The organism is Candidatus Neomarinimicrobiota bacterium, from assembly GCA_017656425.1.
Classification (GTDB): Bacteria; Fidelibacterota; UBA2242; order UBA2242; family B5-G15; genus JACDNV01.
Genome location: JACDNV010000002.1, coordinates 97,880 through 114,864 on the forward strand (window position 1 = coordinate 97,880; position 16,985 = coordinate 114,864).

The 16,985-nt window shown below is 31.8% G+C and carries 17 protein-coding genes; 16 read left to right on the top strand and 1 reads right to left on the bottom strand.

Annotated features, from left to right (window positions below):
- Positions 1–7: 7 nt before the first annotated feature.
- From H0Z29_01700 to H0Z29_01750, 11 genes are all read left to right on the top strand, one after another.
- Positions 8–1,471: a sodium-dependent transporter gene (locus tag H0Z29_01700; GenBank protein ID MBO8130213.1), complete on the top strand. Its 1,464-nt coding sequence runs from the start codon at positions 8–10 to the stop codon at positions 1,469–1,471.
- Between the two features lie 110 nt (positions 1,472–1,581).
- The gene (gene holA, locus H0Z29_01705) at positions 1,582–2,535 is read left to right on the top strand and encodes a DNA polymerase III subunit delta (GenBank protein ID MBO8130214.1); all 954 of its coding nucleotides are present in this window, start codon (positions 1,582–1,584) and stop codon (positions 2,533–2,535) included.
- A gap of 47 nt (positions 2,536–2,582) precedes the next feature.
- Positions 2,583–3,185 (top strand): sigma-70 family RNA polymerase sigma factor, encoded by a 603-nt coding sequence (locus H0Z29_01710; GenBank protein ID MBO8130215.1) that lies wholly within the window; start codon positions 2,583–2,585, stop codon positions 3,183–3,185.
- Between the two features lie 17 nt (positions 3,186–3,202).
- The gene (locus tag H0Z29_01715; protein MBO8130216.1) at positions 3,203–3,790 is read left to right on the top strand and encodes a zf-HC2 domain-containing protein; all 588 of its coding nucleotides are present in this window, start codon (positions 3,203–3,205) and stop codon (positions 3,788–3,790) included.
- Positions 3,791–3,971: 181 nt separating this feature from the next.
- A complete protein-coding gene (locus H0Z29_01720) occupies positions 3,972–5,726 on the top strand; it encodes a diguanylate cyclase (protein MBO8130217.1) in 1,755 nt (584 codons plus the stop codon).
- Between the two features lie 17 nt (positions 5,727–5,743).
- Positions 5,744–5,944: a hypothetical protein gene (locus H0Z29_01725; protein ID MBO8130218.1), complete on the top strand. Its 201-nt coding sequence runs from the start codon at positions 5,744–5,746 to the stop codon at positions 5,942–5,944.
- 24 nt (positions 5,945–5,968) lie between these two features.
- Entirely contained in the window at positions 5,969–7,477 is a 1,509-nt protein-coding gene (locus H0Z29_01730; protein ID MBO8130219.1) for a tetratricopeptide repeat protein, read from the top strand.
- Positions 7,440–8,120: a hypothetical protein gene (locus H0Z29_01735; GenBank protein MBO8130220.1), complete on the top strand. Its 681-nt coding sequence runs from the start codon at positions 7,440–7,442 to the stop codon at positions 8,118–8,120. Before H0Z29_01730 ends, H0Z29_01735 begins: the two co-directional genes overlap by 38 nt.
- A gap of 10 nt (positions 8,121–8,130) precedes the next feature.
- The gene (locus H0Z29_01740) at positions 8,131–9,072 is read left to right on the top strand and encodes a glycosyltransferase family 2 protein (protein MBO8130221.1); all 942 of its coding nucleotides are present in this window, start codon (positions 8,131–8,133) and stop codon (positions 9,070–9,072) included.
- Entirely contained in the window at positions 9,069–10,199 is a 1,131-nt protein-coding gene (locus H0Z29_01745; GenBank protein ID MBO8130222.1) for a glycosyltransferase, read from the top strand. Before H0Z29_01740 ends, H0Z29_01745 begins: the two co-directional genes overlap by 4 nt.
- Complete coding sequence (locus tag H0Z29_01750) at positions 10,196–11,038, top strand: glycosyltransferase family 2 protein (GenBank protein ID MBO8130223.1); 843 nt, start codon at positions 10,196–10,198, stop codon at positions 11,036–11,038. Before H0Z29_01745 ends, H0Z29_01750 begins: the two co-directional genes overlap by 4 nt.
- Here H0Z29_01750 and H0Z29_01755 read toward each other — a convergent pair.
- Positions 11,015–11,968, bottom strand: coding sequence for a sulfotransferase (locus H0Z29_01755; protein MBO8130224.1), 954 nt, complete (start codon positions 11,966–11,968; stop codon positions 11,015–11,017). The genes H0Z29_01750 and H0Z29_01755 overlap by 24 nt on opposite strands.
- A 282-nt stretch (positions 11,969–12,250) precedes the next feature.
- Here H0Z29_01755 and H0Z29_01760 point away from each other — a divergent pair, with 282 nt between their 5' ends.
- The 5 genes from H0Z29_01760 (at position 12,251) to H0Z29_01780 (ending at position 16,977) form a co-directional block, all read left to right on the top strand.
- A complete protein-coding gene (locus H0Z29_01760; protein ID MBO8130225.1) occupies positions 12,251–12,379 on the top strand; it encodes a 2-C-methyl-D-erythritol 4-phosphate cytidylyltransferase in 129 nt (42 codons plus the stop codon).
- Between the two features lie 319 nt (positions 12,380–12,698).
- Complete coding sequence (locus H0Z29_01765; GenBank protein MBO8130226.1) at positions 12,699–13,853, top strand: glycosyltransferase; 1,155 nt, start codon at positions 12,699–12,701, stop codon at positions 13,851–13,853.
- Positions 13,831–15,132: an oligosaccharide flippase family protein gene (locus tag H0Z29_01770; GenBank protein ID MBO8130227.1), complete on the top strand. Its 1,302-nt coding sequence runs from the start codon at positions 13,831–13,833 to the stop codon at positions 15,130–15,132. Before H0Z29_01765 ends, H0Z29_01770 begins: the two co-directional genes overlap by 23 nt.
- The gene (locus H0Z29_01775; protein MBO8130228.1) at positions 15,119–16,045 is read left to right on the top strand and encodes a sulfotransferase; all 927 of its coding nucleotides are present in this window, start codon (positions 15,119–15,121) and stop codon (positions 16,043–16,045) included. Before H0Z29_01770 ends, H0Z29_01775 begins: the two co-directional genes overlap by 14 nt.
- Positions 16,033–16,977 (top strand): hypothetical protein, encoded by a 945-nt coding sequence (locus tag H0Z29_01780; protein MBO8130229.1) that lies wholly within the window; start codon positions 16,033–16,035, stop codon positions 16,975–16,977. Before H0Z29_01775 ends, H0Z29_01780 begins: the two co-directional genes overlap by 13 nt.
- Positions 16,978–16,985: the final 8 nt, after the last annotated feature.

Genomic DNA, 16,985 nt, shown 5'->3' on the forward strand with positions numbered 1-16,985 from the left:
AGGGGAAATGAAAGAAAAAAGGGAAGAATTTACCTACCATCTGGGATTTATTTTAACAATGCTTGGTATGGCAATTGGGACTGGCAATATATGGCGGTTCCCAAGAATTGTTGCATCAACAGGTGGGGGTGCATTTTTAATCCCATGGACAATATTTCTTTTTATGTGGAGTATACCTTTAATGATTCTTGAATTCTCGATAGGAAGGAGTACAAAGAGAGGGGTGATTTACTCTTTTTCGGCTATTTCAAACGGAAAACTAACCTGGATGGGATTGTTCGTTGTTTATACCACTCTTTCTATTATGTTTTATTACTCCAGTGTTACCGGATGGTGTATAAGGTATCTATTATTTTCTGCTGAGGGTCGATTTACTGATATTGATCTTCCATCCACTTCGTTACTTTTTGAAAAGTTTGTTACTGGGGGATGGCAGGTATTTTTTCATATACTGGCAATTTCATTGGCAGGATTTATTGTTTATAAGGGTGTTGTTAAAGGCATAGAAAAGGCGAATATTATATTTATTCCATCACTATTTTTACTATTATTATTGTGTTTAATAAGAGTGATTACAATCAGGAATGGCTTTAAGGGAATAGAATATCTTTTCGACATTAACTTCAGTCGATTGAAAGATTATAGTGTGTGGCTGGAGGCACTTACACAGTCGGCATGGTCAACTGGTGCAGGATGGGGTCTTGTGTTAACGTATGCTATATACATGAAAAAGAATGAGGATGTTTTCCTTAATTCATTGGTGACTGGATTTGGAAATAATAGTGCTTCGCTACTTGCAGGGATGGTTGTCTTCGGGACTGTATTCGCTACAGCTTCATCTCTTGGTGAAGCAATGGGTATTTTATCTATTTCGGGAAGAGGGGGAACAGGTCTAACTTTTGAAACATTACCGGCTTTATTTGCCCACATTCCCATGGGATATTTTTTATCTCTTTTATTTTTTCTTGGTCTAACATTTGCCGCAATGTCGTCATTGATATCAATGGTTGAAATGGGTACAAGAATTTTTATTGACTTTGGTATAGATAGAAAAATTGCAACTCTTATTGTAACTCTTTTAGGAATGTTATTTGGATTACCTTCAGCAATCTTGATTGATTTTTTTGAAAATCAGGATTGGGTATGGGGGATGGGTCTGATATTAAATGGGCTATTTTTCTCTATAATCGTTATAAAATATGGGGTTGATAAATTCAGAGAGAACTTCATAAATAGAGGTAACGTAATTAGAATTGGTAAGTGGTTTGAATATTTGATTTTTTTGATACCTGTACAATTTGGTATACTTATAGTATGGTGGTTCTCTAAATCAATTGGATGGGAAAATGATTGGTGGAATCCCCTGAAGAAGTATTCCCTTGCTACTATTTTATGTCAGTGGTTGTTGATAATTTTTTTGTCAATAATTTTTAATAAGAAAATTGTTAAATTGCATGAGCTGGAAAAATGAGCTTAGGAAGTTTAATCTGGTTAATATTTTTTCTTACCTTTTACTGGGGCGGATTTTTATTACTTTTAGTTTTTTCGAACAAAATAAGAAATAAAAAAGTATAAACGGCGATGATTAAATCTGCACTTGAAGTTTTTACTGATATTGAGCAGGGTAGATTAAAAAAAATATATTTTGCATATGGAGATGATTACTTTCTACAGGAGAGATTAATAGACTTATTACATAGGAAATTGCTTTATAAATTCGCAGGTAACCTATCACGTCATGTATATTATGGAGATGAAAATAATAATAAGGCTGTTTTCAATGAGCTGTTTAATTATGGAATATTTAGTCAAAATAAATTTATTGTTTATAAGAATGTTGTTAGAATAAGTACCGATGAAGAGAAGTTATTGAAACAATTCATTGCGACTGTTCCTGAGGGAATAACTCTTATAATTATATTCAAAGGAAAAAATGTCCCAGAATTTATAAAAGATTATAGAGAAATTATTCAAATAGTCGATCTGTCGACTCCCCGATATAACAAAATTCCCGATCTGGTAAAAAGCTATATACAATCTCATGGTTATACGATTGATGAAGATGCGGTGGACTTGTTAATTATGCGATGTGGTGAAGAATTGGGTACTCTTATATCTGAGGTTGAAAAAATAACTGTGTATCTTGGTGATAGAAAAGATATAAAGTCTGAGGATATAGAAAAAATAATAGGTTTCACAAGGCAATATAACGTAAATAATCTATTGTACTATATTTCGAAAAAGGACCATAAAAAAATGATAGAATGTATTTTGCTTATGCTTGATGCTGGCGCAAGTGTACCTTTTATTGTTTCTGTTCTAACGAATTATTTTACCGATCTCTGGCTATATGATTCTGCTAAGGATAGGAGTAATTTTAGTACAATAAGTAAGATGGGTTATGAAAATTATAAGAAATTAGACTTCGGCAGGGTTTTTAAAAGATTACTTGAGATTGATCTGAAATCAAAGACTACAGGAATTTCCGGGAAGGATTTACTTTTACCATTTTTTGCGGAATTATGCCTTTTATAGAATTGTTGATTAGATTAATTTTTTGATGCATAAAATAGTTGGGATGTATGACTAAAGAAGAGAAGAATAATAAATATGAATTTACGGATGAAGAACTGATTGCAAAATTTCAGAATGGGGATGAAGGTGCTTTTGAGGAACTTGTGCATCGATATGCTGGCCGGCTGTTAAATTTTGTATACCGTTTTGTTTATGATAAAAAGGAAGCCGAAGATATAGTTCAGGATACATTTTTGAGAGTATATATGAATCGTCATGCCTACAGAGAGATAGCAAAATTTTCCACATGGATATATACTATAGCGGCAAATCTGGCTAAAACATTCTTGAGGAAGAAAAAATACAGGAAAGTAATGTTCCTATCTCAAATGGGTCCGGATGAGAACAAAGATTTCGAGATTAAAGATGAAGAGGAGATCAGGATTATAGAAAAAGATATGAGAGTTGACGAGGAAACAATTCAGAGAGCTTTGTTAAAATTACCGGAACATTTTAAGACGATTTTAATTTTAAGAGATATTCAGGAACTTTCTTATGAAGAAATTAGTAATATATTAGAAATTCCAATTGGGACTGTGAAGTCGAGAATAAATCGTGCAAGACTCAGACTCCAGAAGGAGATATCAAAAATTTTAAAGGGGAAAAGATAAAGGAGGCTTATGAGCCCATGTTAAATTGTTACCAGTTTCGTGAGTTAATCTCTGAGTACTTGGATGGTGAAATAAGTTATTCTAAAAGGAAGTTATTTGAAGAACACAAGCAATCCTGCCAGCATTGTAATCTGCTTTTTAATTCGGTCAGTGTGGTAGTTAAAGACCTTCATCATCTTCCAGAGGTAAGTGTAAGTGAAAATTTCTATTTAAATCTTAGGAACAGAATTATTGAAGAAAGAGAAAGGATCAATAGAAAGTTCAAGAAAAGAAAGTTCGGACTTTCTTCCATTCCTATCCCCATTTACGGTCTTGCTACGGCAGTCGTTGTTATAGTTATTACATTCATTGTAATGAAAATGCAGGGAAATACTGAGACTTATAATGTGCCGCCATATGTTAAGCAGCAGATGTTGAATAAAGGTGCCTCGAATAGACCTCTAAAGCCACATGATCGATCAAATCAGCAAGTTGTACCGATTGACGGTGATGAATATAATGGAGATGACAACCAATATATACAGATTGATACCGCACAGATGTATTTGAACGAAAGGCAACAAAATTTTGATAAAAAAGTTAGATCTGTTCAGTATAGTAAGTAGGGAATAAGACCACCTGTATAATAAATAATCAATATTTATAACAAGTCATAAAAGGTGACATTGTAGTATATGGTAAAAATGTTCATATTATTCGTTTAATTCAATTCAGCTTTTTATAATCTATTGATTTTTATAATGTTTTAATTGTATTTTAACTCTGTTTTGGAATGGCTTTGTAATTATGAGTAATATAAAATTATATTGGTTTGTGGGAATTACATTAATATTAGCTGCTCTGGTGACATTTGTATATCCAAGTAGCTCTATTTTTGGTGGAGAGAGATCAACCTTTTATCTTTTTATGAAATTATTTATAACACTTGGTACAAGCGGACTGATTATTTTATTGTTGATAGACTTGCTGAATTTTTCCAGGAAGGCAAAAGCTTTGAGTAAGAAAACAGAGGAGTTGAGTAAAAAACTCCATGAAGAGACGGAAGGAATAAAACATATTCAGACAGTAGTTAATAAAAGCCCAGAGGAAGTTTACAGTATAATTATTACTGATTTACTGGAGATCATGAGAGCCACATTCTTTGCCAACCTATCGGCTTTTTTTCTGGTTAATGAGGAAAAAGGAATACTGCACTATGAGGCAGGCAATATAAGTAATCTGGAGGTTAATGATAGAATAGAATATAAGGATACTATATTTTATGACATAGTCAGGCAAAAAAAGGCAAAGGTACTTTCGGGATCAGAATTAAATGTCTCCAATTTTGGTGAATTGGATCTTGGAAAGTCTGCTTCTGTACTTATAATACCAGTAAGTATGGGTGTAAGGATTCCTGTAGGTATTATCTTACTTACGTCTAATGATGAAGGTGCCTGGGGAGAATCAGATATAGAAATTGGTGAAAAATTTTCAAATTTGTTATCTAATTCTCTATGGCAGGTTGATATAATTGAAAGGTTAACATCTATTGTAAATTTTTACCAGGAACTCAACAAACTACAGGCTGCTACGCATTTAGGTATGGATGAGCTGGAGTTTTTCAAGAAAGTCGGGGATATTTCAATAAAATTTATTGATTATGATAAAATGACTATTGCAGTGTATGATGAAGATAAGAATCAGTTGGAGATAAAATATGTTTCCGGTATAGAGTCTGACATTACGATAGGGGATAGGATTGATTTAATTGGTGGTATCTGGCAAAATATTTTGAGTACTGATAATCCAATTGTAATCAACGATTACGATAGCGAAAATGTCGATTTCAGATTCCAGCCGGATGATATATTGTCGACTTCTTTATTATCAGGTGTTGGAATAGCCTTGAAGTCCGATAATAAAATGCTCGGTGGGATTATTTTTGAAAGTAAGAAGAGAAATAATTATACAGAAAAGGATATATTTGCTATTGAGATTTTTGGAAAGTGTGTTGGAGCAGCGTACAGTAGGTTGAGAACTTACAATGTGTTAAAAAGTCTCTCTATGGTTGATGGTTTAACCGGGATATATAACAGAAGAGCTTTCGGAGAAAGGCTAAGAGAAGAGATTAATCGTGCGAGCAGATACGGAGGTATTTTTTCCCTTGTGATTATTGATGTGGATAAGTTCAAAAGGATTAATGATACCTATGGTCATCTCATGGGCGATTTTGTTTTAAAAAAATTGGCGAAAATTATTAGGGGTAGCGTTAGGAATGTTGATACCGTGGCCAGGTATGGAGGTGAAGAGTTTGCTGTAATCCTTGTAAATGCCAATAAAGAGAATGCTGTTATTTCTGCAGAAAGAATTAAGAGCAATGTTCAGGATTTTCTTTTTGAAAAAGACAATATCAGATTGAATATAACAATATCAATTGGACTTGCAGAGTATCCCATCGATGGTGATGATGAAAAGTTGCTTATTCAAAATGCTGATATGGCTATGTATGAATCAAAAAGAAAAGGTGGAAACACTGTTACAGTTTATAAATTAAAAGGTTAACAATAGGAGGAGTTGAAATGGCAAGGAAAGTCTCAGGTTTCGCTGATAAATTGAGAAAGCAAATGACCGATTATAGCACACATTGCCCTGTATGTGGTGAGTCGATACAATTTATCAAACATATCATCAGTGTAGAAGATGAGAAGAAAAAATCGATCAGATTCAAAGAAAAAGTGGAGAGAGTTTGTAAGTGCACAAGGCAGGAAATTTTTAAATAAGTTTTGCCTGAGGTAGAAAATCCTGTGAAAAATAAAATATTTATTATAATAGTGTTTGGATCGCTGATCCTTTATGGATGTTATAGTGGATTATTAGTTAATGGTGGAAGAGCAGAAAAGAAAACTATGAAATCTTATTATGCATCATACAACCCCGAGGCAATGAATCATTTTATGAATGGTATGTTTTACTATTATAATGGGAATTTTCCAATGGCCGTTATAGAATTTCTTGATGCTCTTGAGGCAGATTCATCATCTCCTACTATGTATCTTGCTCTGGCTAGAACTTATTTTAATATGGGAAAGGTAGAGAATGGAATAAGGTATGTGAAGAGAGTAATTAGGATTGATCCAGAAAATATTGAAGCGAATGAAATAATGGGAAAATTTTATGAACTTAGCGGAGATTTAAATAGAGCTGAAAAATATTACAAGAAGTTAGTTTCCTTGCAGCCCGATGATATCCATTCCTTATATCTTCTGGGGAATGTCTATTTGAATAAAAGGGATTTAAGGAAAGCTCTTTCTATATTTGAAAGGATTATTAGTATCGATTCAACGCAAATGGAAGCCTTAGAGAAAGTGGCACAGCTTACCTTTATAGATAGTATGTTCGATAAGTCTTTGCAATATTTTACGCAGTTATCAAGGCTTGATCCTGCAAATAGCAGATATAAACAAGCTATTGCAGATATTTTATTTTTCAAAAAAGATTATGATAGTTCAATTGCAGTTTACAAGACAATGATTGATGAGGATCCTGAGGATATTAAGTTAAAGATGAAATTTGCAGAGATACTTGCTAATGTGGATGATGACAGCTATAAAGAATATTTTATTAATTATATGAACCGACTATTGAAGGAGCATGGTGATAGAAAAGAGTTATATCTTATTTATTCATCTTATCTGAGAAGAAATAAAAAATTTCAAGAGTGTATAGCTATCCTTGATTCTGCACTTAGTAAATTCCCTAATGGTGTGGAGCTTTATATAGAAAAAGGAATTGTATATAGAAATTTAAAGAATTACCAGGCGGAAGAGGCAGTTTATTTAAAAGCTATGCAGATTGATAGTAACAATATTGCCTTAAGACATCAGTTAGCTATAGTCTGGGATCAGCTAAAGAAATATACAAAAAGTGATAGCTTATATGAGATAATATTGACTGAGAATCCCAACGATCATCTCGCCTTGAATAATTATGCTTATAGTCTTGCAGTCCGTAGTGCGAAGTTGGATAAAGCTTATAAAATGGTAGAAAGGGCATTACAGCTAAATCCAGGGAATCCGTCATATCTTGATACCAAGGGATGGATATTATATCAGGAAGGAAGGTATAAAGACGCTTTAAAATATATTCTACAGGCATATAATAAAGCGAAAGATAATGTTGAGGTGCTTGAACATCTCGGTGATTTATATATAAAGCTAAACAAAAAGAAAAAAGCTTTTGAATATTATAAGAAGGCTTTAACAATCGATCCTGAATATGAAGGTGTTAGGAAGAAACTTCAACAATTCGATTAAAAACATCTTAATAGCTATGATTTTAACTTTTCAATTTTTTCTCACTACCTGTGGGAGATATAATTTTCAGTTAAGAAATAGTCAGGTTTTAGGTAAAGATAGAATAAATAGTTTCCTGAAAAGCGGTGAGTATGAAATACGTGGCATAGGTACTATCTCTAATAATGTTGAAGGTAAGAAGTCATCATTTAAATTCAAAATTACTATTGATGATATGTCAATTTATAAATTGCTTATATATGATCAGATAGGGAGATTAATTTCAAAAGTTGTGGTAAATGGGAATGATTATTCGATATGGACGAGAGATAATAAGACATACAATGGAAGAGGGATCTTCCAGTGGGAGTTAATTCCATTTTTAATAATAAAAGTTGATTATATTGGTAATTTGCTACTGGCAAGAGATATTAATGACATTGGTATTAGTTCAGAATATCTTTTAAAACAAAAACCATTTGTTAAGAATATGGTAATCCATCAGGATGAGTGTAACTTGAGAATTGAGTACGGAGATTATAAGTTTTTAGAAGGAGTTATATTTCCAGGAGTGGTGAAAATTAACTGTGATGATTTCGGATTTGAGCTAAAGTTAGAGTATAGAAAGATTAAGTATAAGAAGGATTTTTTAACAATAATGTAACGGAGAGATAATGGTTGATAGTGAAAATAAACTTTTATCAATTGTGATACCAGTTTATAATGAGGTGGGATCTTTAAAAGAATTATATGAGAAGATAAGTAAAGTATTTGAAAATAGTAAATATGAGATAGAGATAATATTTGTTGATGATGGTAGCACGGATGGTTCGTGTGATATTGAGGAAGAGATTGCAGAAAAAGACTCAAGAGTTAAAGTAATCCAGTTAAATAAAAACTATGGTAAGGCAGTGGCATTAACAGCTGGGTTTCAAACTGCTACTGGTGATTACATAGCTACAATAGATGCTGATTTACAGGATGATCCAGCAGAAATACCGAAGATGCTGGAAATGCTTGAAAAAGATGGATATGATCTTATATCAGGATGGAAAAAGAAGCGGAGAGATCCTATAACAAAGGTAATCCCCTCGAAAATTTTTAATGCTGCTACTTCGTTAATGACTGGTGTTAGAATACATGATTTTAATTGTGGCTTAAAAGTGTATCGGAAAGAAGTGGCAAGTAAGTTAAGTATATATGGAGGACTTTACAGATATATCCCTGCTATGGTTCATCTGATGGGCTATAAAGTTGGTGAAAAAGAAGTACTACACCATCCGAGAAAATATGGAAAATCAAAATATGGTAGTAAAAGGTTTTATCATGGCTTCTGGGATCTGGTCACAGTATTATTCTTAAGTAAGTATTTGAGGAGACCTTTACATCTTTTTGGTTTGCCTGGAATATTAAGCTTTTTAGCTGGATTTGGAATATTAGTTTATTTAGCAGTTGGTTGGTTTCGAGGCATATGGATTGGCAATAGACCTATATTCTTTTTGGGAATTCTTTTGATGATAGTCGGATTACAATTCATTTCAATCGGCTTACTGGCTGAAATGATAGCTCATGGTCATAAGAAAGACGAATATATTATCAAGAAAAAAATTGGATGAAAATTATTTCAGTAGGTCCTTATTATCCTTTTAGAGGGGGCATTTCAACATTTAATGGCCTGCTTTGTTATCATCTTCGAAAAAAAGGGTATGAGGTTATCCCAATAAGCTTTAAGCGTTTATATCCTGGTATTTTTTTCCCTGGTAAGACTCAATTTGAAGAAAATATATCTCCGGCACGAAATGTTTCAATACGAATTATAGATTCGTTGAATCCAGTTTCATGGTATAAAGCCGGAAAATTAATAGCCACTATGAAGCCAGATCTTGTTATATTCCACCACTGGCATTCGTTTTTTGCACCAATATACTCAAGGATTAGTTCATTTTTAAAGAGGAAGACAGACTGTAAACTTTTAGTAATATGCCATAATATTTTTCCCCATGAACCGAATTTTTTTGATAAGTTATTTTTAAAAAGATTTTTCAATAAACTTGATGGTTTTATTCTTCTCACTGGGAAATTGCTCGAGCAACTGAACTTATTGGTTGATGATCCCTTATATCGAATATCGCCTCATCCTTTATATAATCATTTCCCAGATGCACTGGATAGGCAAATTGCTCGGTATAGGCTTGGTATAAAAGAGGAAAGAGTCATTTTGTATTTTGGATTGGTAAGAGAGTATAAAGGCATCGATTATCTGATAAAAAGTGTTGATAAGATATGCTCCGTGTTTCCAGTAAGAGTTTTAATTGTTGGAGAATTTTATATAGATAAAAATGACTTTCTAAAGATACTTGAAAACGTAGAAAATAAGCATTTAGTAACCATTGTTGACAGATATGTGAGTGATGAAGAGGTAAGTCTTTATTTTTCTGCTACTGACCTAATAGTATTGCCATATAGAGAAGCAACACAGAGTGGTGTGATTAAGATTGCTTATCATTATGATAAACCAGTGGTTGTGACTGATGTTGGTGGTCTAAGGGAGGATGTAATAGATGGAAAAACAGGATTTGTGGTCCCTCCGATGGATGTGACAAAGTTATCTGAGGCAATAATAAAGTTTTTTAATGAAAATTATATGAATGTTTTTAGCAATAATATAAAAAGGTTTAAAAGAAAATATAGTTGGAATGGATTGGTCTCCACGATATTGGATTTGTATAGTGAATTGAGATGAAGGTAGCAATTATAGTTTTGAACTGGAATCAACCAGAAACTACTCATGAATGTGTGGATAGTCTACGAAATATTGAGTATAGAGACCATGTGATTATTGTTGTGGATAATGGAAGTGATATTGAAAAGTATAATAGATTGTTAAGTCTTATTAAAGAAAATGAAAGCATTAAGATAGTACGAAGTGGAAAAAATTTATTGTATGCAGGTGGGAATAATTTTGGTTATGAATATGCTAAAAGGTTTGATCCTGATTATGTACTTTTTCTGAATAATGATACTATAGTTGATAGACAATTTTTAAGAAGGCTTGTAGATTTTATGGATAAGCACAATGATGTTGGTGTGGTTAGTCCGAAAATTTATTACAGTGAAAAACCTGATACGATCTGGCATGCAGGTGGATATGTGAATTTTTTGACAGGGAAAATTGCACATTATGGACTAAGGGAGAAGGATGACAGTAGGTGGAATGTAGCTCGTGAAGTAGACTATGTTAGTGGATGTGCCCTTTTTATAAGAAGACAAGTTTTCGATAGAATTGGTGGCTTTGATGAAAGTTTTGGTATTTATACAGAAGATGTGGATTTATGCTTTAGAGTAAAAAAGATGGGATATAAAGTTGTTTATGTGTCAGATTCTATAATATGGCATAAGCTTTCTATATCCTCTGGAGGAAATGTTTCTTTTTTTAAAATATGGAATAAATTCAAGAGTAATATAAAATTTTTTCTAAGGCATTGTCCTTACTATATGTTGCCCATCACTATTACAATGTATTTGGTAACATCTGTAGTAGCTTTATTAATTTTAAAGTTAGGATTCAAGCCAGAAAGATAAGTCCCTTCCTATTAAATCAGACAATTTTACTATGTCTTCTCTATAAAAGTCGGTTAGTGCCCTTCTAGCATTAATATCTATGGTGGGATTTTCTTTAGTTTTGGGAATTAATTTTAAGATGTTTTGCTTTAATTTCTCAGGAAGTTTTCTTATGAATTTTTCTCTGATCCCGTATCTATTTAGAATTCTAACGACTTTTTGGAATAGTGGGGATGGTATTTCAGATTTGTTATAAACATTTGTGATTATGTCAGTATTAGTTTTTAAATTCAGAAAAGCAAATAGTTCAAGAATAACGTTTTGCAAGTCATTAATGATGTCGTCAAATAGGATTATTTTGACCTGTTCCAAAGGAAAGTTATCCAGATATCTTTTTACTTGTTTATGATATAGACCTAAATCAAGATATAAATGAGCTACTCCCCAAGACCTATCTTTTATAGATTCATAGTCATAAAAAACCTCTTTTAAAAAGTCATTATAGGTCGTGAGACCGTCTTTCAAGTTCATTAGAAAATGCGAAAAAGCTCTATCTATAGGGTTCCGCAGTGAAATTATAATTTTTGCATATGGTATGTGCTTTTTTATTTCAATGGCAGCTACTTCTGAGTATAAGTAACTAGTACTTGCTTCACCAATAGCTTTGAAGCCTTTTGCATTTTTAAATAGGGCTTTGTATGAATTAAAATCTTTTATAAAAGCGACATGTTTATTTGGAATGTTATCCTCGTTTTTTATTATTAGTGGTTCTCTTTTATAATCCTTTCGGAATTTTCTTGATTCGATATCTTTACTAAAGAAGTTTGGCTCTTTTACTGGAGACATATATACGTCAGGGTGTGATTTTAGATAGTTGTATATAGAGGTAGTTCCTGCTTTTGCAGCTCCAACTATGAAGAAGTTAGGTAGGATGAGATCATGAATATTCATTTTTATCCTCAGTGAATTTAACTAAAATGTTGAGGATTTTGAAATATATTTTGGGAAAGTGTATTAGCGAAATATTTTAAAGGAATTTCATTAATCTGGTATAGTAAATATTTAGAATAGTTAAAGTGTTATGAAAGAATCGCGATAATGCTTTTTTCACTGTTAAAAACGATTCAAAAATCAGATAGCATATTGTTTGATGATGCTATAGACGAAGTTTTTTTATTTCTATTTTGGGCTTATTTTAATAATATAATCAGTTCTAAGTAAGGAGATGTTTCTATGTACTGTATCTATTTAGCAGTTGGACTTGGCGTTAGAATGAGGAAAAAAATTCCGAAACAATTTTTAAGAGTATACGGTAAGCCAATTATGATATATGCATTAGAAGCAAGTTTGTATTGGAATTAATGAAAGTAAAAGAAAAAGTCGATATTTCAACAATCCCGGTTCCATTTGGAGTTTCTGTTAGAATGTTATGATATGTTAGATGCAAATTTTACAGAAGACTTATCCAATATCACGAAACCGCCTACTGCAATTGATGTAGTTGAATTTTACTTACTTGATAAAGCAGATGTTATTGATGCCCAGCCTATACTTGTAATGGAAATATAAAGGAAAGATAGTTATTATTTTAGTAGAATTATTGTTTAATTGGGCGCTTTGATTTAAGATGATTTATTGTATTACTATATGAGAAAACTGAGTTATAATTTAAGGTATTATTATGGGAAATTATAAAAGGAAAATGGTCTGGTTTTCCGAAATTAGGTGGGATTTTATGATGACACGGAAACAGCAGATATTGAAACGATTTCCAAAATATTGGAAAATATTATTTATTGAACCTGTAGTATTAGATAAAAAACCTCATTTCATACCTAAAAGGGAAAACAATATATACATCGTAACGATTCCCTATTTGAGAGGTAGCAATAAAAAATTATTAAGCAAATTTATATATAATAGAATAGTGAGTGTGTTTATTAAAATTTTTGGTGAATTTACAGCGCTTTTTTGGATCTATATTTTAGGATTTTCTGGGAGAGATAGAGTTGTAGCACTTAGTAGCATTCATTGGGGCGATTTTGCTTCCAGATTAAAAGCAAAAGTAAAATTTTATGATTGTAATGATGATCATTTGAAATTTGCGGAAAATTGTCCGTGGGCGCAGAAATTTCTAAAAAAATATTTATCGACGTGCAATTTTATGACTTATGTTAGTGAAGAATTGAATGAAAAGATTCAAAGAGTATTTAGAATAAAATCCTATCTTGTAAGTAATGGTGTGGATTTTGAACATTTTAGTAAAAGAAGAGAGCCTCCTGAACAGATCAGAAATTTTAAAAAGCCAATAATTGGATATGCTGGTACTATAGACTATATTGATTATTCTTTACTTCAAGATCTATCACGTGTTTATGAGAATTGCAGTATTATATTAATAGGTCCAGAAATAAGGGGTAGTTTTTTGAAGAATTACATCATAGAGAGAAAGCTGAAGAATGTTCATTACTTGGGTAGAGTTGATTATCATTTATTACCTTGTTATACTCAATCATTTGATGTTGCTGTAATTCCGTTTAAAAAAGATGAAATTTCCAAATCACTGAATCCAAACAAGCTTTATGAATATTTAGCGGCAGGGTTAAAGGTAGTTACGATGGATTTTTCAAAGAGGATTAGGGAACTAAAGGGTATAATCTATGTTGCAAAGACAAAGGATGAATTCGTAAGATTAGTGGGTAAAGCAATTAAAGCTGAACTGCCTCCAAAATCGCTGGAGATTGCAAAGAAGAATGACTGGAGAGAAATTTCTGAAAGACTTTGTCAAATTATAGAGGAACATTTAAATCGTTATGATAATAAAGAATATTCTTAAAAAAGGTACTTTTGCATCCAATGTAGCAATACTATCTTCAGGCAGCGTTTTAGGACAGCTGATTGTTTTTTTGATATCACCTGTTTTAACCCGGGTTTTTCAAGCAGAGGCATTTGCTAATCTTGCTGTAGTCGTATCTATATACTCTATTATTGGTTCAATTGTTACTCTAAGGTATGAAATGGCTATTCCATTAGTTAAAGATGAAAGGGATTGTAATGCGCTAATAGTTCTAAATTTTTTACTGGCATTAGCATTAATTTCAATAATATCAATAATTTTCTTTTTGTTTAAGGAACCTATTTCACTTATTTTAAAATTGAGAATGAATAAATACATAATTTATATTTTACCTCTGTCTATTTTTTTTGAGGCTTTAAGAAATATTTTTAGGTTTGTTTATATTAGAAGTGAAAACTATAAGGCTCTTTCTTTGAGTGCCGTAATAAGAAGTTCCAGCATATCGACATTTCAACTATTTTTTGGATTTGTTATAGCAATGAAAAAATTAGGATTAATATTCGGACATATTATAGGACAAATGTTTGAATTATTGTGGCTTGTGTTTAAATATTTTAAAAAAGGATGGGCAGAGTTTTTAAAGAATATAAGCTTTTCACGAATGTTATATAATGCAAAGAAATATAAAAATTTCCCAATATACTCCAGCTGGAATATATTATTGAATAAATTGAGTTTAAATTTGCCAGTATTATTACTTGTGACTTTTTATCCAAAAGAACTAGTCGGTTTATATGCCTTAAGCATTCGAGTTCTAAATACTCCTTTTAACATATTGGGAAATTCAATTGGGCAGGTTTATTATCAGCAGATTTCGAAGTATTTGCGAAATAATATTAAGATAACAAAATTTGTTATAACTACGTCTTTGAAACTTTTTATAATAGTACTTTTTCCATTATTAGTCATTAAATTTTGGGGAGAAGAAATATTCATGTTCGTTTTTGGTAACGAGTGGTCAGAAAGTGGAAAAGTTGCTTCACTATTGGTTCCACTATATTTGACAAGATTGACAGTTTCACCAATTAGTTCTATTTTTGCAGCGACAAATAAACAATATGTATCTTTAATATGGCAGTTTATTTACTTAGCAGGAATTTTTATGTGCTTATATTTACCACGGGGTTCCATCCAGTTCTTTGAAATGGTTAATATTTTCTCGCTGGTTGTTACTCTTCTATATATCATATTATTTTTATTTGTCATTATTGTTGTAAAATTAGCTGATAGAAAGATTACAAGAGATGGGACTATTTAAGAAAGCGATAAATAATGTATTAGAACCTGTTGAATATTTTTTATACGTAGCCAATAGAGGGCGAAAATTTTATCCTCCAATATTTATAATTGGTGCTCCAAGATCATCTTCAACTCTCTTCTATCAATCTGTTATTTATAGTTTCGACGTGTGTTACATATCTAATTTTATGAGCAATTTTTATAAAGTCCCTATTACAGGTTGGATACTTCAGAAGTTATTGTTCACGGTAGAAAGATCGGAGGATTTTAAATCTTATTATGGAAGAACAAGAGGTCCACTTGGTCCAAGCGAGGCAGCGGATTTCTGGTATCAATGGTTTCCAAAAGGGATGAATGTTTATGTAGAAAAAGATCAAATTGGATTAAGAAAAGTGAAGAGTATTAGAAATAGAATTTCTTTAATTTCAAGAATTTCTGGGAAACCGGTTGTTTTTAAAAATTTGTATAATAGTATGAGAATAAAGCCTTTATATGAAGCATTTAACCAAGCCATTTTTGTAGTTTGTAAAAGAAATCCAGTTTATATAATTCAATCAATACTGCTTTCACGTATAAGCCAAACAGGTGGAATAAATAAATGGTGGTCTGTACCGCCTAAGGGTGTTGAAAAAATTATCAAGATGGATCCTATTAAACAGGTTGCTATGCAGGTTTATCTAATATATAGGCAAATCGAAGAGGACCTAAAAAGTATAGGGACTGAAAGAATATATTATGTTGAATATGAGTATCTATGTGAAAAACCTTTTGTGGTATTAAACAATTTTAAAAAGAAATTGAAAGCATTTGGAGTTAATTTAAAGCAGAAAAGAAATCCTCCTGATAAATTTCAAAATTCAAATAGAATAAGAGTTGATGATGATATGTTCAGCAGAATAGTAAAAGAAGTGAACTTACTATGGAAGAATTAGGCAAGGACATACTCTTTTCGGATGAAATTCAAGAAAACCTGCCTATTTTTTTAAAAAAGTGGTGGCTTGATGTTGTCGCCTCCAATAGATGGCATTATATTGCTTCAAGGAAAAATAATTTAATCGTTATTTGGCCAATACTACATGAGAAGAAATTTTTTCTCAAGATTTCAAGAATGCCTCCATTTACTCAGTATTTGGGACCTTATATATTAAAAGACAAGAATATGTCAATTTCGATTTCAGAGGAAATTGAGATTTATGAGTCTCTATTAAAAAAAATCTCCATTTATAATGTTTTTAAACAGAGACTGAATCTTGGAGTGAAGAATTTACTGCCATTTATCTGGCAGAAATTTAATACTTCGGTAAGATATACATATAGAATTGATACGAGCCAAAAAATGTTAGGTAATATTTTTAAGAATATGTCAGCTACTAGAAGAAGAAAGATCAAAAAAGGTTCTGAGGTATTGGTTGCCGAAAAGGGTACAGTGAATGAAAAATTTCTGCAATTAATTATGAGAACTTTTATAAGGAAGCATGAAAACATCCCAGATTCAATAGACCTGTTGACAGATATATATAAACAATCCATGAAAAATGATTCAGGTGTAATTATTAATGCAAAAAAACAAAATAGCGATGAAATTTGGGGTACAGCATTTTTCGTACAAGACAAATTTGCTCTTTATTACTTAATAGGTGCATATGATGATAAAGTAGATAAGGAAGGTTTAACATCATCTTTTTTAATATGGGAAGGAATTAAGCTAGCTAAGGAAAAAGGATTAGTTTTTGATTTTGAGGGATCTGTTTTGAAAGGAGTCGAGTATTTTTTTCGTTCCTTCGGTGGTGAGCTTAATCCTTATTATGAAGTTTCAAGAATAAAACCAAGTGTATTAAATTTTATTTATAGGAGGTTAAAGTAACAAATAAC